The organism is Streptomyces sp. LBL, from assembly GCF_029893585.1.
Taxonomy (GTDB): domain Bacteria; phylum Actinomycetota; class Actinomycetes; order Streptomycetales; family Streptomycetaceae; genus Streptomyces.
The window spans coordinates 161,634-182,835 of record NZ_JARXYX010000006.1 but is presented as its reverse complement, the minus strand read 5'-3'; the positions used below and the strand labels follow the sequence as shown (position 1 = coordinate 182,835).

Annotated in this window: 18 protein-coding genes and 1 pseudogene; 5 read left to right on the top strand and 14 right to left on the bottom strand. The window is 69.2% G+C overall.

The genetic code is table 11. From position 1 onward, the window contains the following. Positions 1–10 precede the first annotated feature (10 nt). The 4 genes from M2271_RS09505 to M2271_RS09490 form a co-directional block, all read right to left on the bottom strand. Positions 11–1,429: a sugar porter family MFS transporter gene (locus tag M2271_RS09505; RefSeq protein WP_280886668.1), complete on the bottom strand. Its 1,419-nt coding sequence runs from the start codon at positions 1,427–1,429 to the stop codon at positions 11–13. Positions 1,430–1,651: 222 nt separating this feature from the next. Next, positions 1,652–5,248, bottom strand: a complete 3,597-nt coding sequence (smc, locus tag M2271_RS09500) for a chromosome segregation protein SMC (protein WP_280886667.1) — start codon at positions 5,246–5,248, stop codon at positions 1,652–1,654. A 253-nt stretch (positions 5,249–5,501) separates the two neighbouring features. Then, complete coding sequence (locus M2271_RS09495; RefSeq protein WP_030667279.1) at positions 5,502–5,705, bottom strand: hypothetical protein; 204 nt, start codon at positions 5,703–5,705, stop codon at positions 5,502–5,504. A 378-nt stretch (positions 5,706–6,083) separates the two neighbouring features. Beyond that, positions 6,084–6,365 carry an acylphosphatase gene (locus tag M2271_RS09490; protein ID WP_280886666.1) on the bottom strand — a complete coding sequence of 94 codons (282 nt, stop codon included), beginning with the start codon at positions 6,363–6,365 and terminating at the stop codon, positions 6,084–6,086. A 169-nt stretch (positions 6,366–6,534) separates the two neighbouring features. Between M2271_RS09490 and M2271_RS09485 the strand changes: the two genes are divergently transcribed. Next, the gene (locus M2271_RS09485; RefSeq protein WP_280886665.1) at positions 6,535–7,785 is read left to right on the top strand and encodes a CAP domain-containing protein; all 1,251 of its coding nucleotides are present in this window, start codon (positions 6,535–6,537) and stop codon (positions 7,783–7,785) included. Positions 7,786–7,917: 132 nt separating this feature from the next. Beyond that, positions 7,918–8,319 (top strand): helix-turn-helix domain-containing protein, encoded by a 402-nt coding sequence (locus M2271_RS09480; RefSeq protein ID WP_280886664.1) that lies wholly within the window; start codon positions 7,918–7,920, stop codon positions 8,317–8,319. A gap of 74 nt (positions 8,320–8,393) precedes the next feature. On the opposite strand, the pseudogene M2271_RS09475 reads toward M2271_RS09480, so the two are convergent. Beyond that, positions 8,394–9,615, bottom strand: a pseudogene (locus M2271_RS09475) (RNA-guided endonuclease TnpB family protein). Between the two features lie 486 nt (positions 9,616–10,101). On the opposite strand from M2271_RS09475, the gene M2271_RS09470 reads away from it, so the two are divergent. The 3 genes from M2271_RS09470 to M2271_RS09460 are packed head-to-tail and all read left to right on the top strand — an operon-like array spanning position 10,102 to position 14,544. Then, positions 10,102–11,379: an MFS transporter gene (locus M2271_RS09470; protein ID WP_280886663.1), complete on the top strand. Its 1,278-nt coding sequence runs from the start codon at positions 10,102–10,104 to the stop codon at positions 11,377–11,379. A gap of 32 nt (positions 11,380–11,411) precedes the next feature. Then, a complete protein-coding gene (locus M2271_RS09465) occupies positions 11,412–13,847 on the top strand; it encodes a glycoside hydrolase family 3 C-terminal domain-containing protein (RefSeq protein WP_280886662.1) in 2,436 nt (811 codons plus the stop codon). Positions 13,848–13,884: 37 nt separating this feature from the next. Next, the gene (locus tag M2271_RS09460) at positions 13,885–14,544 is read left to right on the top strand and encodes a TetR/AcrR family transcriptional regulator (RefSeq protein ID WP_280886661.1); all 660 of its coding nucleotides are present in this window, start codon (positions 13,885–13,887) and stop codon (positions 14,542–14,544) included. Positions 14,545–14,971: 427 nt separating this feature from the next. Here M2271_RS09460 and M2271_RS09455 read toward each other — a convergent pair whose 3' ends face one another. The 9 genes from M2271_RS09455 to rsmD all read right to left on the bottom strand — a co-directional run bounded on the left by M2271_RS09455 (position 14,972) and on the right by rsmD (position 21,187). Next, positions 14,972–15,184, bottom strand: coding sequence for a cold-shock protein (locus tag M2271_RS09455; RefSeq protein ID WP_280886660.1), 213 nt, complete (start codon positions 15,182–15,184; stop codon positions 14,972–14,974). 295 nt (positions 15,185–15,479) lie between these two features. Next, positions 15,480–15,716, bottom strand: coding sequence for a hypothetical protein (locus tag M2271_RS09450; RefSeq protein WP_280886659.1), 237 nt, complete (start codon positions 15,714–15,716; stop codon positions 15,480–15,482). Between the two features lie 389 nt (positions 15,717–16,105). Next, entirely contained in the window at positions 16,106–16,981 is an 876-nt protein-coding gene (gene mutM, locus M2271_RS09445) for a bifunctional DNA-formamidopyrimidine glycosylase/DNA-(apurinic or apyrimidinic site) lyase (protein WP_280886658.1), read from the bottom strand. 84 nt (positions 16,982–17,065) lie between these two features. Continuing rightward, positions 17,066–17,881 (bottom strand): ribonuclease III, encoded by an 816-nt coding sequence (gene rnc, locus M2271_RS09440; protein WP_280886657.1) that lies wholly within the window; start codon positions 17,879–17,881, stop codon positions 17,066–17,068. A gap of 19 nt (positions 17,882–17,900) precedes the next feature. Next, complete coding sequence (gene rpmF, locus M2271_RS09435) at positions 17,901–18,074, bottom strand: 50S ribosomal protein L32 (protein WP_003951102.1); 174 nt, start codon at positions 18,072–18,074, stop codon at positions 17,901–17,903. A gap of 2 nt (positions 18,075–18,076) precedes the next feature. Then, positions 18,077–18,739, bottom strand: a complete 663-nt coding sequence (locus tag M2271_RS09430) for a DUF177 domain-containing protein (protein WP_280886783.1) — start codon at positions 18,737–18,739, stop codon at positions 18,077–18,079. Positions 18,740–18,890: 151 nt separating this feature from the next. Further along, positions 18,891–20,036 (bottom strand): cell division initiation protein, encoded by a 1,146-nt coding sequence (locus M2271_RS09425; protein WP_280886656.1) that lies wholly within the window; start codon positions 20,034–20,036, stop codon positions 18,891–18,893. Positions 20,037–20,093: 57 nt separating this feature from the next. Next, positions 20,094–20,573 carry a pantetheine-phosphate adenylyltransferase gene (coaD, locus tag M2271_RS09420; protein ID WP_280886782.1) on the bottom strand — a complete coding sequence of 160 codons (480 nt, stop codon included), beginning with the start codon at positions 20,571–20,573 and terminating at the stop codon, positions 20,094–20,096. Positions 20,574–20,599: 26 nt separating this feature from the next. After that, entirely contained in the window at positions 20,600–21,187 is a 588-nt protein-coding gene (rsmD, locus tag M2271_RS09415; RefSeq protein ID WP_280886655.1) for a 16S rRNA (guanine(966)-N(2))-methyltransferase RsmD, read from the bottom strand. Positions 21,188–21,202: the final 15 nt, after the last annotated feature.

Here is a 21,202-nt window from a genome sequence, read left to right as displayed (position 1 = left end):
CGGCAGAGGCTCAGCCCATTTCCTCCAGGGACTTGCCCTTCGTCTCCTTGACGTACTTGAGGACGAACGGGATGGAGAGCGCGGCGAAGACCGTGTAGATCACGTAGGTCACGGAGAGGTTCCAGTCGGACAGCGACGGGAAGCTCGCGGTGATGGCCCAGTTGGCGATCCACTGCGCGGCGGCGGCCACACCCAGGGCGGCGGCACGGAGCTTGTTCGGGAACATCTCGCCGAGGAAGACCCACACGACCACACCCCAGGACAGGGCGAAGAAGAGCACGAACACATGGGCGGCGATCAGGGCGACCCAGCCCTGCGTGGCCGGCAGCTTGCCGCCGACGAGGTCGTAACTGAACGCCCAGGCCTCCAGTGCGAGACCGACCACCATGCCGACGGAGCCGATGATGGCCAGCGGCCTGCGGCCGACGCGGTCGACGAAGATCATGGCGATCACGGTGCCGACGATGTTGATGATCGACGTGGTGAACGAGTAGAAGAACGAGTCCGCCGGGTCGACACCGACCGACTGCCACAGCGTCGAGGAGTAGTAGAACGCGACGTTGATGCCCACGAACTGCTGGAAGACCGAGAGGCCGATGCCGACCCAGATGATCGGCTTGAAGAAGAAGCTGCCGCCCAGCAGGTCCTTGAAGGCCGACTTGTGCTCGCTCTTCATGGCGAGCTCGATCTCGGTGACCCGGGCGTCCAGGCCGGCGTGGTTCCCCTCGACCTCTTCGAGGATCTCGCGGGCGCGCTCGCGCTTGCCGACGGAGATCAGGAAGCGGGGGGACTCGGGGATCGCGAAGGAGAGCAGACCGTACAGGACGGCCGGGACCACCATGACGCCCAGCATGACCTGCCAGGCCTCCAGGCCCATCAGCTTGCCGCGCTGGTCGCCGTCGGCGGCGTTCAGCAGACCCCAGTTGACCAGCTGGGAGATCGCGATGCCGATGACGATCGCGGCCTGCTGGAAGGAGCCGAGACGGCCGCGGTAGGCCGGCGGGGCGACCTCGGCGATGTAGGCGGGGCCGATCACGGACGCCATACCGATGGCGAAGCCGCCGACGACCCGCCAGAAGGCGAGGTCGTACAGGGCGAAGGGCAGCGCCGAGCCGACGGCGCTGATCGTGAAGAGGACGGCGGAGATCTGCATGCACCGGATGCGGCCGATGCGGTCGGCTATGCGTCCGGCGGTCGCGGCGCCGATGGCGCAGCCGATCAGGGCGATGGCAATGACCTGAGCCAGGGCCGCCGACCCGACGTCGTAGCGGCCACGGATGGCCTCGACGGCACCGTTGATCACGGAGCTGTCGTAGCCGAAGAGGAAACCACCCATCGCGGCCGCCGCCGCGATGAAGATGACGTGCCCGAGATGATCGGGGTGAGCCGATGCGGCTCCTGACTTGGATGCCTGCGCTGTGCTGGTCACGTGTACTCCTCGGGCCACCGGCAACGCCGCCGGCGGGGGTTGACCCTTCGAGGTAGGTGGTACCTGAAGGTAAAAGCAACATCGCCGAGACTATGCCTTCGAGTTTCGAAGTCAATAGGCGGCAACTGTGACGAACACTGCCCGCGGGTGACGGTGTTGCGTTCAAGAGTTGAAGGAATGAGGGAGATGGGGAAGTGACGGAGTGGAGGGACCTGAAAGAGGTCAGCGAAGCCGCTGCGAGATGACCTTCGAGACGCCGTCACCCTGCATGGAGACGCCGTAGAGCACGTCGGCGACCTCCATTGTCCGCTTCTGGTGCGTGATCACAATCAGCTGGGACGCCTCCTGCAGCTCCTGCATGATCCGGATCAGCCGCTGGAGGTTGGTGTCGTCGAGCGCCGCCTCGACCTCGTCCATGACGTAGAACGGGCTGGGCCGCGCCTTGAAGATCGACACCAGGAGCGCCACGGCGGTGAGGGAGCGTTCGCCACCCGACAGCAGGGACAGCCGTTTGACCCTCTTGCCCGGCGGCCGGGCCTCGACATCGACGCCCGTGGCGAGCATGTTGTCGGGATCGGTCAGCACCAGCCGCCCCTCGCCGCCCGGGAACAGCCGGCTGAACACGCCCTCGAACTCGCGGGCCGTGTCCCGGTAGGCCTCGGTGAAGACCTGCTCGACGCGCTCGTCGACCTCCTTGACGACCTGAAGCAGATCGGCGCGGGTCTTCTTCAGGTCCTCGAGCTGCTCGCTGAGGAACTTGTGACGTTCCTCCAGCGCCGTGAACTCCTCCAGGGCCAGCGGGTTGACCTTGCCGAGCTGCTGGTACGCCCGCTCGGCGGCCTTCAGCCGCCTCTCCTGCTCGGCCCGGTGGAACTGCTTCGGCTGGTTGCGCGGGTGCTCCGGATCCTCCGGCAGCTCCTCGCCATCGGCGGGGGGCGAGGGCGGCACCAACTGGTGCGGGCCGTACTCGGACACAAGCCCTGCCGGTTCCACACCGAATTCCTCCAGCGCCTTGGTCTCCAGCTGCTCGATCCGCAGCCGTTTCTCGGCGCCGAGTACCTCACCCCGGTGGACTGAATCCGTCAACTTGTCGAGCTCGGCCTTGAGATCGCGGCCCGTGTTCCGGGCGGCGGTCAGCTCCTGCTCACGGCGGGCCTTGGCGGCCTCGGCGGCGGTGCGCTCCTCGTCGGCGCGGGCGAGGGAGACCTCGATGTGCGCCAGCAGCTGGCGGGCGCCGGAGGCGACGGCCTCCGCGACGGCGGCCTCGTGTCTGAGCCGCGCCTGCCGCTGTGCGGCACGCGCGCGTGCCTCGCGTTCCGCACGGGCGGCCCGGTCCAGCGCATCGGCCCGTCCGGACAGCCCCTTGACCCGTTCCTCGTGCGTACGGACTTGAAGCCGGGCCTCCATCTCGGTCTGCCGGGCGTTGGCCCCGTCGGCGGCGAGCCGGTCCCGTACGGAGGTGTCGGGCTCCTCCTCGACCGGCATCTCCTCGGCGACGGCGAGCCGTTCGGCGAGTTCCTCGACCTCCTGGAGAGCCCTGTCGAGCGCCTCCTGCGCCCGCGCGGCCGCTGCGACGGACCGTTCGGCCTCCCCGGCGGCCCCCCGTGCCTGCCCGGACAACCGCCCGAGTTGCTGCGCCACAGCCGACTTCTCCCGGTCGGCGGCCCTGCGCCGCTCTCCCGCCTCGTCGACGAGCGCGGCACACTCCTTCCGCCGTTCGACGGCCGCGTGCTGCGCCTCGGTGAGTTCCTCGCACCGCACGGCCAGCTCTTCCAACTCGGCGGCGGCCTCGTCCACGGAGGCCTGCACTTCGAGGAGGCTCGGCGCCCCGGCGGACCCGCCCTGCGCGAAGTACGCGCCGAGCAGATCGCCTTCGGCGGTCACGGCGGTGAGATCGGGGCGTGCGCAGACGAGATCCTCGGCATCCTCCAGGGTGCCGACGACGACGATCTGGCGCAGGAGGCGTCGTACGGCCGGCATGAGGTCGGAGGGAGCGCGGACCAGGTCGGCGGCGAAGGGAGGACCGTCGGGGCGGGCACCTCCGGAGGACGGGACGGCGCCGGGACCCGGGCTCACGGCGGGGTCCGCCCTGTCCTCCGGCGCCCCCGCCAGCAACAGCGCCGCCCGCCCCGCGTCCTGCTTGCGCAGGAGGCGGATCGCGTCGGCGGCGACGGACGGGGTGGTGACCGCGAGGGCGTCGGCGGCGGCGCCGAAGGCGGCGGCCAGGGCGACTTCGTGGCCCTGAGCGACGGTCAGGAGTTCGGCGGCGGGGCCGAGCAGGCCGCTGAGGCGGTCCTTCGCGGCGAGCAGCGCGCCCGTTCCGTCCTTGCGGCGCAGGCCCAGGGCGAGGGCCTCGTGGCGGGCCTGGGTCGCGGCCCGTCTGCGCTCCACCGCGGTGGCCGCCTCCCGCGCCGCCGCGAGCGCGGCCTCCGCCTCGGCGAGTTGCCGTCTGTCCGCCTCATGCTGCTCGGCGAGTTCGATGTCACCGGCGTCGAGGCCGTCGACCTCGGCCTTGAGTTCCTCGTACTCCTCCTGCGCGGCGACGGCCCGCTCCTGCGCCTCGTCGCGGGCTGCGGCCAGCCGGTCGATCTCGGCCTGCGCGGAGGACGCGCGCGAACGGGCCGCGTTGACCTGGCCGTTCAGTCGGGCGAGGCCCTCGCGGCGGTCGGCGATCGCACGGGCGACGTCCTTCAGGCGCCGCTCCTCATGTGCCAGCTCGCGTTCCAGCTCGGCGCGGTGGGCGACCGTGTCCTCCAGGGCACGCTCGGCCGCCTCCAGGGCCGCTTCGAGCTCGGCCTCCTGCTCACGGATCCGGGCGGCCTCGCGCTCCATGTCCTCGGGGTCACGCCCGCGCCGCTCCTCGGGAGGCGCCGAGGTGGCGCTCTTCACGCGCGCGTCGGCCAGCGAGATCGTGCCGCGCACCCGCTCGGCGAGCTGGGAGAGCTCGTACCAGGTCTGCTGGGCTCGCTGGAGCCGGGGGGTGAGCTGTCGTACCTCGTCCTCCAGGAGCGCTTCGCGCTGGAGCGCCTTCTTCAGCTCCAGCTCGGCGGCTTCCTTGCGTTCCTTGAGCGCGGCCTCGTCCGCGACCTCGGCCCTGAGCGCCTCCCGCAGCCGTACGAGATCGTCGGCGAGGAGGCGCAGGCGCGCGTCGCGGAGGTCGGCCTGGATCACGGCGGCCCGCCGGGCGACCGCCGCCTGCCGGCCGAGCGGTTTGAGCTGGCGCCGGAGTTCGTCCGTCAGGTCCTGCACGCGCGCGAGGTTGGCCTGCATCGCGTCCAGCTTCCGCAGTGCCTTTTCCTTGCGCTTGCGGTGCTTGAGGACCCCGGCCGCCTCCTCGATGAAGGCGCGGCGCCCGGTGGGGTCGGCGTGCAGGACGGAGTCGAGCTGGCCCTGGCCGACGATGACGTGCATCTCGCGGCCGATACCCGAGTCGCTCAGCAACTCCTGGATGTCCAGGAGCCGGCACGTGTCGCCGTTGATCTGGTACTCGCTGCCGCCGTTGCGGAACATGATCCGCGTGATGGTGACCTCGGCGTACTCGATGGGCAGGGCCCCGTCGGAGTTGTCGATGGTCAGGGACACCTCGGCGCGGCCCAGCGGGGGGCGGCCGGTGGTGCCGGCGAAGATGACGTCCTCCATCTTGCCGCCGCGCAGCGACTTGGCGCCCTGTTCGCCCATGACCCAGCTGAGCGCGTCCACCACATTGGACTTGCCCGAGCCGTTCGGTCCGACGACACAGGTGATCCCCGGCTCGAACCGAAGCGTGGTCGCCGAGGCGAAAGACTTGAACCCGCGGAGGGTCAGGGCCTTGAGGTGCACGCCGCTGGACTCTACCTGCCGGAGATGTCCCACTCCATGAACCCACGGTTTCACCCATGAACGTGCAGGGCACACCAGACGTTAAAGACGGTGAAAGGATGCGGGGGTCAGGAAAACGGGGAAGGGGATCGGGGAGCCGGAAGCGGGGGCACAGAAAGAAGGGACGCCGAAGCGTCCCTTGCAACTCTGACAACTTAGCGGTTTATATGGGCTTCCCCACCACTGCGTGAGCTGTCGTGGAGCGATGCAGTGATCAGGTCAGCGCAGGCTCCGCCTGGTGTGCGTCGATGCTCTCCATGATCCTGTCGTGAGAAGCGGCAGCCGCGAGCGAGTCGTTTTCGGCCTGGATCCGTACAAGCTCGGATTCCAGGTCTTGGACGCGCTGCTGGAGCCGTCGCATCTCGGCGAGGAGTCGAGGGTCGGAGCCGCCGACGTAACCGAGAAGCGCCTTTGCCATGATGGATGGTCCTCCACAATGAGTGACCGACCGAAGCGGTGTGGGTCGTGAGGGATTCGCACCCGCGATGCTTGGCACTGTTGAGTTGTGCTGCCGTTCATCCATGCCAAACAGCTAAGGTGCGCGGGGTGCTTTTAGCGTCTCACCAAAAAGTTTGACGGTCAACACGATCACGCCCGTATTGGCGGACAACCCGGGTCCACGCGGCCTGGACCGGCGGCGCTGCGACTCCTTCGGGGCCCTCGGAGCATGGCGGTCATACGTAGGTGGGGAGCCTGTCACGGCATGCCCTTCTTGGCAACCACCAGGCCCTTTCTGCTCCGGGCAATTGCGCATGGCATGCCCCTCCGCTTTCGCCCGGGCCGTTCTACAGATCGCTCAGCGGATGGCAAAGCTGTCGTAGCCCCCGCGCGGTGTGTCCCAGATCTCGGTGACGCCGTCTACGCGGCCGGGCGTGTCGTCACCCTGGAGCCAGTCGAGGAGTCCTTGGCACCCCGGACGCGGGCCCTCGGCGACCACCTGGACCCGGCCATCGGCCAGATTGAGAGCAAAGCCACTCAGGCCGCCGATCTCCAGGGCCTTGGCCCGCGTGAACCAGCGGAAACCCACACCCTGGACGCGTCCCCGCACCCAGGCGACCAGTCGCACATCCTCGCTCATTGGTGCAACCTAGCCGGGGAATGTCTCTCCGGTCACTTCCTCCTCTGGCGCCATGCGGTACCGTCCAGCACCAATGAATCTCATACGAAACTCACTCGATCGTGTGGGTTTCGTGACCTTGGTTGGCCGGGGGGACGTGTCGACCGCCAAGACGAGGAAGGCAAGGTACATGGGACGGCACCGACGCTCCGCCGCCGGCCGCGCCGCCACGGGCCGCGCCGCAGGAGATACACAGACAGACAGCTCTTTCACAGGGAGCAGTCATCCGCAGGACCCGTACAGCTTCGACCACGACCCGCGGGGCTCCTCCGTTCACAGCGCGCAGGGCTCGTACGCGGGAGGCCACCCCACCATGGGCATCGCCTCCTATCTGAACCCCGAGGGTTACGCCGAGACCCCCGACCCGGCCCCGGAGACGTACACCGAGACCCCCGACCCGACCTCCGACGCGCACACCGACACCTCCGCGCGGAGTGCCGCCTACCTCTTCGCGTCGGAGGAGGACTACGCCACGGTCTTCGGCACCGACGGCTTCAGACCGGGCGGAGGGGCCGGGCGCGGGCGCTCCCGGCGTCGCAAGAAGAGGACCGCGACTCCGGTCAAGACCGGCCTGCTCGGCGTCTCCGCGGCGGTCGCCCTCGGCACGGTCGCGGTCGCCACGGGCGCCGTACCCGGCCTCGACAACTACAAGATCGGCGGGGACGGCGGAGGCAGCGGCAAGGTGCAGGCCGCCGGTACGCCCACCAACAGCCCGGCCGAGCAGGGCGGCGCCGACGGCAGCGCCCAGAGCCGCGAGGAATCCACCTCGACCAGCCGCGGCGCCGACCGTTCCGCCTCGCCGACGCCCGCCCCCTCGACCTCGTCGGCGGCTCCGACCACGACTGCGCCGGAGAAGCCGAAGGCCCCGCCCAGCAAGAAGCCGGAGACCACCCTGCCTCCGGGCGGTCAGGACACGAGGGCGCCCAAAGCACCCAAGGCACCCAAGGCGCCCAAGGTGCCGAAGAAGCCGGAGCAGACCCACGCCCCCGCGACCGTGCCCGCCGAGGTCCAGGCCGCGGACGAGGTGCTCAAGCTCGTCAACGAGGAGCGGGCGAAGGTGGGCTGCGACGCGGTCTCCGCGAACAGCGCGCTGTCGAAGTTGGCCGGGGGCTTCAGCGAGGCCATGGCCAAGGACGGCTTCTTCGACCACACCGACCCGAGCGGCGCGACGCCGTGGGACCGGGCGGCCGAGGCCGGGATCACCGGCCTCGGCGGCGAGAACATCGCCCGGGGCCAGACCGACGCGGCCGCGGTGATGGATGCCTGGATGACCAGCCCCGGCCACAAAGCCAACATTCTCAACTGCGACTTCACGACGCTGGGCGTCGGTGTGCACTTCGGGTCGGGCGGCCCGTGGTGGACGCAGGACTTCGGATACTGACGCAGGACTTCGCACACTGGAGAGCGCCCGGCCGGCGTCGGCCGCCGTTCAGACCACGGCTCGGTCCCGCACGCACTAACTCCTAGTTAGTACAATCTGTCGGTTAGCGCTGCGTTCGCGTACGCTTGACTCATGGACACCACGCAGGAGCGCACGGCGGCGCAGGACCTCCCGTTCGACGTGTTCGCCAAGGCATGTCCTTCGCGCGGCACCCTGGAGCACGTCACGGGGCGCTGGGGCGGGCTCACCCTGGGCGCCCTGCACGAGGGCTCGCTGCGCTTCAACGAGTTGCGCCGCCGGGTCGACGGCGTGAGCGAGAAGATGCTGTCCCAGACGTTGCACGCGCTGGAGCGCGACGGCCTGGTCCACCGCGAGGCGCAGCCCACGAACCCGCCCCGGGTGGACTACGAACTGACCCCCCTCGGCCGCGAGGTCGCCCAGCGTCTGCTGAGCCTGATCCACTTCATGGAGGGCCGGATGGACGAGGTGCTGGAGGCCCGGGAGCGTTACGACGTGACGCGCGGGGCGCGCTGACAGCGCGGGCAGAATTGACTTGCTCCTCGGGCTGAAGCCCGAGGATTCTGGCCTTCTCGATCGTTGCTGTGCCGCTACGCGGCACGTGGTTCGGCCGGGAATCCGGGGCTTCCTGTTTCTTCGCGCTGTGCCGGGATTACTCCTGGTCTTACCGGCGCTCCGCAGGCTGATACCGCCAGTCCGGCGGCCCGTTTGACGTTGATCGCGGCGTTGTGGTCCCGGTCGTGGACGGTGCCAGGCGGTACAGGTCCATTCCCGGACGTTGAGGGGTTTGGGTCCGTCCTTGACTCCGCAGGTGGAACAGGTCTGGGAGGTCGGCTCGAACCGGCCGATCTTCACCAGGGTGCGCCCGTACCGGGCCGCCTTGTACTGGAGCATGCCGAGGAACGAGGACCATCCGGCGTCGTGCACGGACTTGGCCAGCCTGGTGCGTGCCAGTCCCGCCACCGACAGGTCCTCCACGGCGATCCCTTGGTTCTCGCAGATCAGCTGGGTGGAAAGCTGGTGGTGGAACTCGCGGCGCGCGTCGGTGACCTTGGCGTGGGCGCGAGCGACCTTCAGCCGGGCCTTCTCGCGGTTCTTCGAACCTTTCTGTTTACGGGACAGCTCCTGCTGGGCCTTCTTCAGCTTCTTCTCCGCGCGCCGCAGGAAGCGCGGGGAGTCGATCTTCGTGCCGTCGGACAGGACCGCGAAGTGGGTCAGGCCGAGGTCGATGCCGATGGTGAGGTCGGTGTCGGGCATCCGGGTCGCGTCGGCATTGGGGTCGGTGTCGATGACGAAGGAGGCGAAGAACCTGCCGGCCGCGTCCTTGATGACGGTGACGGAAGAGGGCGTGGTGGGCAGCGTGCGAGACCACTTCACCTTCACCGCCCCAATCTTCGGCAGGTTCAGCCGGCCACTGTCGGTGATGGACCAGCGGGCATTGGCGGTGAACCGGATCGACTGCCGCGTGTCCTTGCGGGACTTGAACCGGGGTGCGCCCACTTTCGGGCCCTTGCGGGCGCCCTTGAGGGAGGCGAAGAAGTTGCGGTACGCGCTCTCGGCGTCGCGCAGGGACTGCTGGAGCACCACTGCGGACACCTCGCCCAGCCAGGACCGCTCCACCGTCTGCTTCGCCTCGGTAATCAGCCTCTTCGACAGCTCTGCGGCTGTGGGGAAGGGCTGCTCGGCCGCTCTGGCCTCCTCACGGGCACGCACCGCGTCGTTGAACACGACACGGGCGCACCCGAACGCCCTCGCCAACGCCCTCCGCTGGCCGGCATCCGGGTACACGCGAAATGAGTACCGGAGCTGCATGACCAGCACACTAGGCAGGCCGAACAAGCGCCGCCACCGGGAACACCAGAGCGAACCGTCACCCTGACGCGCGGTCCGGCTCCGCCGGAACGACCCCGCGACACTCCGCGTCGCAGGTACAGGATTCGCCTCATCACCGGGGTGAACCCCGGTGCACTGTCAGACCCTCTACGCCCAGGCCGGTACGGACGCCAGGCCCTGCCCGCCGGGGCTGGTGAAAGAGTCTGCCCCCACGGTGCGGGCGGCTCCCGCGGGCCCGTACCGGGAGACCACCGCACGAGGCCGACGCGGACGCGAATGCTGCTGCGCATCACGACCTGGTAAAGCCCTTAACTAGCACAAATGGCGTATTGGTGTGCATTCCGAAACCTTTATATAACGATTCCACATACAGACCGTGTACTCGGTCTGTACGCATGGTCGGTTCTCGGCCACTATGTCGACCAAGGCGCCTGACGGCGATCGGATCGCAACGAGGAGGCTGTTATGGCTGTGGTGGGATCAGGGGTCGAGGCGGACGTCTCGAAGATGACGAGCCCTCCGGTACGCCCGGCGGGCACATGTCTGGTGACGACCATGGCCTTGGCTCAGCTGGGGCTGTTCCTCGCCCTGGCGGCTCCGGTGTTCGTCGGCTTGGCGATCAAGGTGCAGGACGTGGCGCCGGGGCATGAGGTGGCGGCGCTGGGGCTGGTGGCCACCGTGGGCGCGGTGGCGGCGTTCGTCGCGAATCCGGTCTTCGGACGGATCAGCGACCGCACGACCGGCCGGTTCGGGCGGCGTCGGCCGTGGCTGGTGGCGGGCGCCCTCGGCCTGGCGCTGTGCCTCCTGGTCATCGCGACAACGCAGAGTCTGGCGGTGCTCGTGGTGGCGTGGTTCTTCGGACAGGCGTCGGCGAATGCGGCGCTGGCCGCCCACGTGGCGACGGTGGCGGATCAGGTGCCCACTTTCCAGCGCGGGAAGGTCGCCGGGCTGCTGGGCGTGGTGCAGAACTGCGCGATTCTGGGTGCCGCCTACGCCGGCAAGTACTTCAGCGGGGACCTGCTGGTGCTGTTCCTGGTCCCCGGTCTGGTGGCGGTGGGACTGATGCTGCTGTTCGCGGTGGTCCTGCCGGACCGTCCGCTGCTGCAGCGCCCGCCGAGCGGGGGCGGGCTCAGAACGCTGCTGCAGACGTTCTGGGTGAATCCCCGCAAGTACCCGGACTTCGCCCTGGTCTGGGCGTCGCGGTTCCTCCTGGTCACGGCGTCGTACCTGTTCACCACGTTCCGGCTGCTCTACCTGCAGCACCAGTTCTCGTTGTCGCTCGGCCGGGCGACGGCGGTGATGGCCACCGGCGTTCTTGTCTACACGATCACTCTGGTCATCGCCGCGCAGAGCACCGGGCTGCTCTCCGACCGGCTGCAGCGCCGCAAGGTGTTCGTGTTCACGGCGACGCTGATCTTCGGGCTCGGCCTGATCCTGCTGAGCCAGGCCGACACTGTCGGGATGTTCTATGTGGCCGAAATCGTTCTCGGACTTGGGTACGGCATCTACATGGGCGTGGACCTGGCGCTGGTGATCGATGTACTGCCCGACCCCGACAACGCGGCGAAGGACCTCGGGGTGTTCAACATCGCCAACGCCGCCCCGCAGTCGATCGCACCGGCCCTGGGCGCGGTGCTGGTCGGACTGGGCGGCAGTCACAGCTACGGGTTGTTGCTCGGGACCGCGGCCGTGGTGTCTGTGGCGGGTGCGCTGGTCATCGTCCCGGTGAAGAAGGTCCGTTGAGCCCCCGACCCGGTCGAACTGAGAAGGACATCATGACCGTTGACGAACTCGACCACCCGGCGGGCCGGATCGAGAAGGCGATCGAAGTGCTCGACCTCGAGCAGAAGGTGCGCCTGCTGACCGGAGCGGCGATGTTCGCGCTGCACGCCGAGCCCGCGATCGACCTGGGTGAGGTGCGGCTGTCGGACGGCCCCACCGGCGTGCGGGGCCCGGAGTTCACCGGCGGCCGCAGGTCCTGCCTGCTGCCCAACGCCACCGTACTGGCCCAGCACTGGGACGCGGACGTGGCCGAGCAGGTCGGGGAACTGTTGGCGGAAGAGGCGGCCGACCATGACACGCACATTGTGCTCGGCCCGACGATCAATCTGCATCGCACTCCCCTGGGCGGGCGGCTCTTCGAGACCTTCAGCGAAGACCCTCTGCTGACCGGTGCGCTGGCAAGTGGTGTCGTCCGCGGGCTCCAGCGGCACGGTGTCGCCGCCACTCCGAAGCACTTCCTGGCCAACGAGTCCGAAACCGACCGGACCACGGTCGACGCGGTCATCGACGAGCGGACGCTGCGCGAGGTCTATCTGCTGCCGTTCGAGATGGTGGTGACCGACGCCCGAGCATGGTCGATCATGGCCGCCTACAACGGGGTCAACGGGACGGCCTCCACCGAGCACGCCGAACTCATCGACGGCGTCCTCAAGGGCGAGTGGGGCTTCGATGGCGTGGTGATGTCCGACTGGTACGCCACCCGGTCGACTGCGGCCAGCGCCAACGGGGGCCTGGATCTGGTGATGCCCGGCCCCGGTGGCCCCTGGGAACACCACCTGGTGGCCGCCGTACGCGCCGGCGAGGTCGAGGAGAGCTCCGTCGACGAGCACCTCCGGCGACTTCTGCGACTCGCGGCCAGGGTGGGCCAACTCCCGGCCCCCTGCGCCGACTCGTCTCGCGTGCTGCCGGCACCCGACAGCCCCGTCCGCCGGGAACAGTTGCGGCGGCTCGCCGCGGGCGGCATGGCGGTGCTGACCAACCGCGACGCCGCGCTGCCTCTCTCACCCGACGTCTCAAGCGTGGTCGTGATCGGGCGCCATGCCATCGAGACCATCGCCCAGGGCGGCGGCTCGGCAAAGCTGCGCCCGCCCCACGTGGTGCCCGTCGCCGACGGACTGACCGCCGCGCTCGGCCCGGGCCGGGTGTCCGTGATCGACGGAGTGGAGGTCCGGCACCGCCCGGTGCCGGTCCCCGATCTGCTGCGCGACCCGGAGACCGGACGGCCCGGCATGCGGGTCACCGCCCGCGACGCCTTCGGTGAGGTGGTGGACTCCCGGCACGTCGAAGTGACCGAACTCGTCACCGGTCGCGGCAGTTGGCTCGACAGCGCGGACACCATCGAACTGACGGCCCGCATCGGCATGGACGCGCCGGCCCGCATGCAGGTCGGCGTGACCGGCCTGGGCGAATGGACCGTACGAATCGGCGCCGAGCGGTACACCGTCTCCCAGGACGGTGCCGCCGCGTTCTCGGCAGGCGTCCTCAACCCACCGTCCTGGACCACGAACCTCGACCTCGAACCCGGTGCACTCCTCACGGCCACCCGCCCCCGGCTGACGGAACACAGCCGATGCGGCCTGATCGCCCGCCCGGCCTCGCCCTCGCCGGCCGCGGCGATCGGCGCGGCGGCGCGCGCCGCCGCGGGCGCCGATCTGGCGGTCGTGGTCGTCGGTCTGACCGACGAACAGGAAACCGAAGGACTCGACAAGACGACACTCGCGCTGCCCGGCGAGCAGGACGCCATGGTCGTTTCGGTCGCCGCGGCGGCGAAGCGCACCGTGGTCGTGATCAACGCGGCGACCCCGGTACTCATGCCCTGGCTCGACCGGGTCGACGCGGTGCTGTGGGCCGGACTGCCGGGCCAGGAAGCCGGTGACGCGGTCGCTGCCGCTCTGCTCGGCGAGATCGAACCGGCCGGTCGGCTGGTCACCACCTTCCCGGCCCGGGACGGCGACGGACCAGTCTGGGGCACCACCCCCACCCACGGCGCACTCGCCTACGCCGAAGGCCCCGCTTTCGGCTACCGCGGGTGGGCCGCGGATCAGGGTCCCCGGCCACTGTTCTGGTTCGGCCACGGGCTCGGCTACGGCGCCTGGCGTTACGAACACGCCGCCCTGGACGTCCAGGGCGGCACCGTGCGGAGTGTGCGGGCGCAGGTCACCAACATCGGTTCCCATGCCTCCCGGGAGGTCGTGCAGGTGTACCTGCGACCCGCCGACCCGGCCGAGCCGATCCGGCTCATCGGCTGGGCGGGGGCGAGGGTCCTCCCGGGTGAGACGGCCACCATCGAGGTCACCTGCGACGCCCGCACCCAGCGGAGTTGGGACACTGGCGCGCAGACCTGGCGGCCCCTGGAGGGCAGCGAAGTAGTGATCGCGCGAGGTCTCGGCGACATCCGAACTACCCTGGCCATGCACGAACCCCGCTGACCGGATCCGGACCGCCTGGCATTGAGGAGCACCGCACATGTCTTTCCCACCCCGCTACCGCACCCCTCGTGCGAGGTCCAGGGTGGAGGCGGCAGGTGCCGAATCCCGTGCCAAGGCGGTCCGGGCCGCCGTCGAGCTCTTCTCCACCGCGGGCTACCGCGGAACCAGCATCGCCCTGGTCGCCGAGAAGTCCGAGCTGTCCCAGTCCGGGCTGCTGCACCACTTCCCCAACAAAGCCGCCCTCCTCGCGGCGGTGCTGGAACACCGTGAAACCGAGGACAGCCAGTTCCTGTCGGGTCCCGACGACCGCGCGCCGCTCGGCTGGGCGGCCTTCGACGCCCTCACCGGCCTGGTGGCGCGCAACTCCAACCGGCCCGAACTCGTCGGGCTGTTCGTACAGCTCTCCGCCGAGGCCACCGAGCCCGGCCATCCCGCCCATGCCTGGCTACGCGACCACTACACCAGCACCCGGAGTTGGCTGACCGACGCCATTCGGGACGGCCAGGACCGCGGCGAGATTCACCCCGCCGCACCCGTCGCCTCCCTCGTCCACCTGACCGTCGCCGTCCTCGACGGACTCCAGCAGCAATGGCTGCTCGACCCCGGCGGCTTCGACATGGTCGGCGAATTCACCACCTTCGTCTCCGGCCTGCACGCGCAATGGGACACCACCCCCACGACAAGCGACACCGCATAGCCGCCGACACGCCCAGGCGCCGGGGAGCTGGGGTCCGTCTTCAAACGGATCTTGCCCAAGCGGGACGCGACCGCCTTCACCAGGGTGGTCTTGCCCGCTCCGGACACTCCGACCACGGTCAGCAGGACGTCTCTGGGCCTCGTCACCGCGTTCACCGCTCCGACGAGCCGGTCCATCTCGGCTTCCCTGATGACGCGGGAGCCCGGCGCCCTGTCCGGTGAGCCGGTCCCGACGACCGTGAGGGCTACCGGCTGCCCTGGGCGTGGCTGACCTCGGACAGGAGAACTTGGCCGTTTGCCAGGAGCGTTTGACGACCAGTTGGTTCTACCCGCAACGTTTGACCCCCGCGGCAGCATCGTCTGCCGCCGCGCGGGCCGGCCACCGACTCAGCTCCGTCCCTCCAGCAGACGCTTCCCTGATCAGGGGCTCAGGCCTCCGGGATGACCTCGTCCGCCTGCATACCCTTCTGGCCCTGCACCGCGATGAAGGACACCTTCTGACCTTCCTTGAGACTCTTGAAACCGTTCCCCCCGATCGCTCTGAAGTGCACGAAGAGGTCCGGACCGGCCTCGGGGGTGATGAAGCCGAACCCCTTCTCGTCGTCGAACCACTTCACGGTGCCGGACTGCCGCTCCGCCATATCCACTCCCTCGAATCACCTACTCGGACTGGACGTGCAGGACGCCCAACGAGCTGATCATTCCCGACGGCTGGGACGATACCGGGAATTCTCGACCTTGTCGCACAAAATGATCGGAGCCAGTCGGTGGTTCCGCTGCCGGTGGTGCGACTGCCGGTGCGGCGCGATGACACAGCGGCCGCTGACGGGTTGACGGGCAGGGCGGCGTGAGGTGGTGAACCGCATCCGGGGTCACGAGGCAGGCTGCGGCTCCACAGGGTTTGAGGCGGCTCCCGGAGGCGGTGCCGGACGCACCCTACGGCTTGACTACCGTGGTGGGAGCCGGGACGAGCAGGCCGTGCAGGGCATACTCCACCAGCTTGCGCACCTCTTTGGGGGCGAGCGATCCGTGCCCGGACAGCAGGCGGAAGGCATCGCAGACGCCCGCCCGCTGCACCCCCTGCCACCTCCGATCACCGACCCGGACGCCGTCGCCCACCTCGACGTACGACGACGCGACCGCCTCGGCGGCACCCCCCACGAGTACCAGCATGCGGCCTGACCTGCACGGACGAGATTCTCGGCAGGGACAACGTCGGACCCGGCTACCGGGCTCTTGACCTCTTCGGTCACCGGGACCTGGTCCTGCGCCTCAGCCACGGGACCGGCTCCGGCATCATCGCCCGTGGCCAGGGCCTCGGCCAGCTCTGCCCGAGCGATCACCCGACGTTCCAACACGGCTTCCACCGCACCGAGTTCAGTCAGGATGCGCTCCGCCTCTGCCTGAAGACTGTCGACCCGCACCCGGGCAGCGGCCTCCCGTTCCTCCAGCAACCCCATGACCGATCGCCACCGGCCACCTCCGCATCGTCCACTCTTCCCTCATGGGAGTTGAACTCAGGCGACGTCGAACCTACGCTGCCAACGAAGTAGAACCGCGTCTCACCTGGGAAAACGCTCTCTGCTGCTCTTTGTGACGGGCTGGCACTTCGGGCAGAAGTAGGAGGAGCGGTTCATGAACGGGGCTCTCCTGATCCCCGTTCCACACCGGTTACATGCCTGGCCAGAGCGCCCATATACGTTCAAATCTCTGCTGAAGTAGCCCGACTCGCCGTTGACGTTGACGTACAGGCTGTCGAAGCTGGTGCCGCCGACCGCGAGGGCCTCGGTCATCACGTCCCGGACGTGGCCCAGGAGTTCGGCGGTGCGGGGGCGCGTGAGGTTCGCGGTCGGACGCTCGTAGTGGATGCGGGAGCGCCAAAGGGCCTCGTCCGCATAGATGTTGCCGACGCCGCTGATCAACGACTGGTCCAGCAGGGCCCGTTTGACGGTGCTGCGCTTGCGTCGCAGGGCCTGGTGGAAGGCCTCGTCGTCGAAGAGCGGGTCGAGGGGGTCGCGGGCGATGTGCGCGATCACGTCGGGCAGTCCGTCGGGGCTCGTGTCGTGCAACGACAGGCCGCCGAAGGTGCGTTGGTCGACGAAGCGGAGTTCGGTGTCGACCTCGTCCGCGAACCGCACCCGGATCCTCAGGTGCTTCTCGTCGGGCGCCGCGTGCGGCTGGACCAGCAGCTGGCCGCTCATTCCCAGGTGGGCCAGGATCGCCTGCCCCGTGTCCTCAAGGGGCAGCCACAGGTACTTGCCACGACGACTGGGCGTGCCGATGCGGTGGCCCCCCAGCCGGTGGGCGAAGTCGTCGGGGCCGGCGAGGTGGCGGCGTACCGCACGCGGGTGCAGCACCTCGGCCTCGGCGACCGTCCGATGGGCGACCCACCGCTCCAGACCGCGGCGGACGACCTCGACCTCGGGCAACTCGGGCATGGGACTCCCCCGTGACAAACCGGTGTATGAGCCGAGCGCCCGCCCTCACACAAGGGGGCGGGCGCTCGGATCGTGCTCGTTCGGTCAGGCGGAGACGGACGACGGACCTTCGTCGTCCTCCACGGGGGCCTTCTCGACCACCGTCTCGGCGCGCTCGTCCGCTGCGGCCCGGATGGACCGCCACGCGGATTCCGCGGCCTGCTGCTCCGCCTCCTTCTTGCTGCGGCCGGTGCCGGTGCCGTACGAGACGCCTCCGACGCGGGCGGCAGCAGTGAAGGTTTTCTCGTGATCGGGGCCGGTCTCCGTGACCAGGTACTCGGGGACACCGAGGCCTTCGGTCGCGGTGAGCTCCTGGAGACTGGTCTTCCAGTCCAGGCCGGCTCCGAGATTCGAGGACTTCTCGATCAACGGGTCGAACAGGCGGTGCACCAGCTCCGCCGCCGAGTCCAGCCCTTGGTCGAGATAGACCGCGCCGATCACCGCTTCCAAGGTGTCGGCGAGGATGGATGCCTTGTCCCGGCCGCCCGTTCCCTCTTCACCGCGGCCCAGCCGGATGAAGGAGCCGAGGTCGAGCCCGCGGCCGACCTCCGCCAACGCACGCGAGTTGACCACCGCGGCCCGCAACTTGGCCAGCTGGCCTTCGGGCAGGTCGGGGTGGATGCGGTACAGCGTGTCCGTGACCACGAGGCCGAGGACGGAGTCCCCGAGGAACTCCAGACGCTCGTTGGTCGGCAGACCGCCGTTCTCGTACGCGTAGGAACGGTGGGTCAGCGCACGCACCAGAAGGGCGGACTCGAGTGTGTACCCGAGCCGCCCTTCCAACAGCGTGTGGGACGAGGCCGTGTTGTCCGCCGGGTCGCCCGCGCCAGCGCGGACACCGTTCTTCTTTGGCGTGGACACAGTGCCTCTCACCAGCCGCTCAGACCTCGAGGACCTGGCGCTTGTTGTAAGTGCCGCAAGAGGGGCACGCGATGTGCTGCTGCTTGGGCTCGTGGCAGCGCTCACACGCAACCAGGGTGGGGACCGCAGCCTTCCACTGCGACCGGCGGTGGCGCGTGTTGCTGCGCGACATCTTCCGCTTCGGAACAGCCACGGCTACTTCTCCTGCTTCTCGTCGACGCGTGCTGATGGAAGCGCGTCGCCGCTCATGTCGTCCTTCTCGCCGTCTCCGAGTGAACCGGCGAGTCCCTGCAGTGCCGCCCAACGAATGTCGACGGCGTCATGGTGGTGGTCCGGGTCGTCTGCAAGGCGCGCGCCGCACTGGGCGCACAGACCTGGGCAGTCTTCCTGGCACACCGGCTGCATCGGCAGTGCGAGCACCACCGCATCACGCAGCACGGGTTCGAGGTCGAACAGACCGTCCTCGATGAAGAGCCTGTCCTCGTCTTCTGCGGATCCCTCGGCGTCGTCGGCCGGCTCCGCTTTTACGCGGCCCCGGTCGTCGGCGTCAGGGTACGAGAACATCTCCTGGAAGTCCGCTTCGAGCTGCAGCTCAAGCGGCTCCAGACACCTTACGCACTCCCCCTCGGCCGTTGCACGGGCGGTGCCTGTGACAAGCACCCCTTCCATGACCGACTCGAGCCTGAGCGTGAGCTTCAGCGGGGCGCCTTCCGGCACTCCGACGACCCCCAGGATCCCGAGATCCTTGGGGGCATCGATCGTGCGGGTCAGGCGCTGCAGCGCACCAGGCCGCCGACCCAGCTCGTGTGTGTCGAACACGAGGGGGTTGCGGTGGTCGAGGCGGGCGTTCAGGGCCATCCCTGCTTTCGATCTGATGAGCTCGGTGACGCTGCCCTTCGGTGTTCCCGGGCAGCGTTGATCGCGGACGTACACGCGACCGAAGAGCCAGGATACTGGACCTTTCGCTCACGGCCCAATCCGGTGGCCGCCCCCGACCGGGACCCGGCTGTCAGCCGTTGCCGCGCCCCTGCTCGTACGCCCGCATCTGCTCCGCGCTGATCATGGCGGTGTCGAACAGGCTGGTCTCGTCGAGGGCTTGCGGCTGCTGCGGGGCGTACCCCTGGTGGTTGTTCCCCTGGTGGTCGTGCTGGTCCGGGTGCTGCTGGCCCTGGTGCTGCCGGCCTTGACCCGGGTCGTAGTCGGGCTGCCCGCCGTCGTAGCCCTGGAAGGGGGCACCTCCCGCCGGAGCGTAGCCGGGGGTGGGGGAATACGGGTCGGCCTGCTGGTAGCCGTACTGGTCCTGCTGGGCGCCGTACTGCTGCTGGTAGCCGCCGTAGGGGTCGGGCTGCTGCTGGTAGCCGTACGCCGGCTGCATGTCCTGCTGGTCGTACTGCTGCGGTACGGGCTGTTCGGCCGGGGCCGCCGGGGCGTCCCGCTCGGCGAGGGCGACCAGGTCGGCGAGGTAGTCGGCGTCGCTGGAGTGCTGGACGGTGGAATGGTCGGCGGCGAGGGCGCCGAGGTCGTCGCTGGCGATCCGGCCGTGCAGCTTCTGACGGCCGCGGCCCACGGCCTCCAGGGTCTTGGCGAGGACCGCCTCGAAGGCGCCGAGCTTGACGTCGACGTACTCGTCGGCGGTGCGGCGCAGGGTCTCCGGGTCGTGACTGCGCTCGGGGGCGTCCTCGTCCTCGTAGCCCTGCTCGTCGACGCCCGGACCGGTGCCGAGGAGCTTCTCGCGGCCGCGGCCGACCGAGCCGAGGGTCTTGGTGAGGACGACCTCGAAGTTGGCGAGCTTGGAGTCGACGTAGTCGTCGGCCTCCGCGCGGATCTCCTCGGCCTCCTGGCGGGCCTCGGCGAGGATGCGGTCGGCCTCGGCCTGGGAGCGGCGGGCGACCTCGGTGTCGGAGATCAGGGAGCCGCGCTCGGCGTGCGCCTGGCCGATGATCCGCTCGGCCTCCTGGCGGGCATGCTCGACCATCTGCTCACGGTCACCGATCAGCTCCTGGGCCTGCGCCAGGGAGCCGGGCAGGGCCGCACGCACCTCTTCGAGCAGCGCGAGCAGGTCGGCGCGGTTGACCACGCACGAGGCCGACATGGGCATCGACCGGGCACCGGAGACCGTGGAGACGATCTCGTCGAGCTTCTTCTGCACGTCCACCTGTGCTCGCCACTCTCTACAGCCGGGTTGGAGACGGACGGGACGACTTTAGCCCCATCAGTCCTTGCGCAGGCGCTCGTTGAGGGCCTCGAGGACCGTGGGCGGCACCAGGTGGGAGACGTCTCCGCCCCAGGTCGCGACCTCCTTGACGAGTGAGGAGGAGAGGAAGCTGTACGTCGGGTTGGTCGGCACGAAGAGCGTCTCCACACCCGACAGGCCGTTGTTCATCTGGGCCATCTGCAGCTCGTAGTCGAAGTCGCTGACCGCGCGCAGACCCTTGACGATGGCCGGGATGTCGCGTTCCTTGCAGTAGTCGACGAGGAGGCCGTGGAAGGCCTCGACGATCACGTTGCCGTACTCGGCGGTGACCTCGCGGATCAGGTCGATCCGCTCGTCGATCTCGAACAGGCCCCTCTTGGACTTGTTGATCATGACCGCGACATAGACCTCGTCGTAGAGACGAGAGGCGCGGGAAATGATGTCGAGGTGTCCGTTGGTGATCGGGTCGAACGACCCGGGACAGACGGCGCGGCGCACTTGAGATCCCTCGCTCTCCGGTCCGGTCATGGTGCGTCTTCGCACGTAGAGGCGGCGCGACCGTACCAAAACGTTCCCTCGCCGTAGCGACGGGCCCGGATCGCTTCGAAGCCGTCCGGCCAGTGGAAGGTGCCGCCTCTGGTGCTGCGCTCCACGGTGACGAGAGCGTGGGCCACGAGCCACCCTTCCGTACGGAGTGTGAGCAGAATCTCCCGAAGATCGTCGTCCGTCACGGCGTACGGGGGGTCCAGGAAGACCAGGTCGTACGGCTGGGCCGGCGTCCCGGTCCGGATGACCTGCTCGGCCTTGCCCGCCCTGACCTCGGCGCCGGGCAGACCCAGGCTCTTCACGTTTTCGTGGATCGTGCGGACGGCCTTGGCGTCGGCCTCCACGAGCAGGGCGTGACCGGCGCCCCGGGAGAGGGCCTCCAGGCCGACGGCGCCCGAGCCCGCGTACAGGTCGAGGACCCGCTCGCCGTCCGGGGGGCCGCCCAGGAGGGACTGCCAGGTGGAGAAGAGGCCCTCGCGTGCGCGGTCGGAGGTGGGGCGGGTGCGGTTTCCCTGCGGGACGGCCAAGCGGCGTCCGCCGGCTGCCCCGGCGATCACGCGGGTCATCTGTGGTCCTCGGTT

Bases quoted from the DNA above. Each gene is read 5' to 3' on its own strand.
- M2271_RS09460 (WP_280886661.1), top strand. From the start codon at position 13,885: ATGTCTTTCCCACCCCGCTACCGCACCCCTCGTGCGAGGTCCAGGGTG.
- mutM (WP_280886658.1), bottom strand. From the start codon at position 16,981: ATGCCCGAGTTGCCCGAGGTCGAGGTCGTCCGCCGCGGTCTGGAGCGG.
- M2271_RS09485 (WP_280886665.1), top strand. From the start codon at position 6,535: ATGGGACGGCACCGACGCTCCGCCGCCGGCCGCGCCGCCACGGGCCGC.
- M2271_RS09455 (WP_280886660.1), bottom strand. From the start codon at position 15,184: ATGGCGGAGCGGCAGTCCGGCACCGTGAAGTGGTTCGACGACGAGAAG.
- M2271_RS09465 (WP_280886662.1), top strand. From the start codon at position 11,412: ATGACCGTTGACGAACTCGACCACCCGGCGGGCCGGATCGAGAAGGCG.
- rsmD (WP_280886655.1), bottom strand. From the start codon at position 21,187: ATGACCCGCGTGATCGCCGGGGCAGCCGGCGGACGCCGCTTGGCCGTC.
- M2271_RS09450 (WP_280886659.1), bottom strand. From the start codon at position 15,716: ATGCTGGTACTCGTGGGGGGTGCCGCCGAGGCGGTCGCGTCGTCGTAC.
- M2271_RS09480 (WP_280886664.1), top strand. From the start codon at position 7,918: ATGGACACCACGCAGGAGCGCACGGCGGCGCAGGACCTCCCGTTCGAC.
- M2271_RS09495 (WP_030667279.1), bottom strand. From the start codon at position 5,705: ATGGCAAAGGCGCTTCTCGGTTACGTCGGCGGCTCCGACCCTCGACTC.
- M2271_RS09470 (WP_280886663.1), top strand. From the start codon at position 10,102: ATGGCTGTGGTGGGATCAGGGGTCGAGGCGGACGTCTCGAAGATGACG.
- M2271_RS09490 (WP_280886666.1), bottom strand. From the start codon at position 6,365: ATGAGCGAGGATGTGCGACTGGTCGCCTGGGTGCGGGGACGCGTCCAG.
- M2271_RS09430 (WP_280886783.1), bottom strand. From the start codon at position 18,739: ATGGCCCTGAACGCCCGCCTCGACCACCGCAACCCCCTCGTGTTCGAC.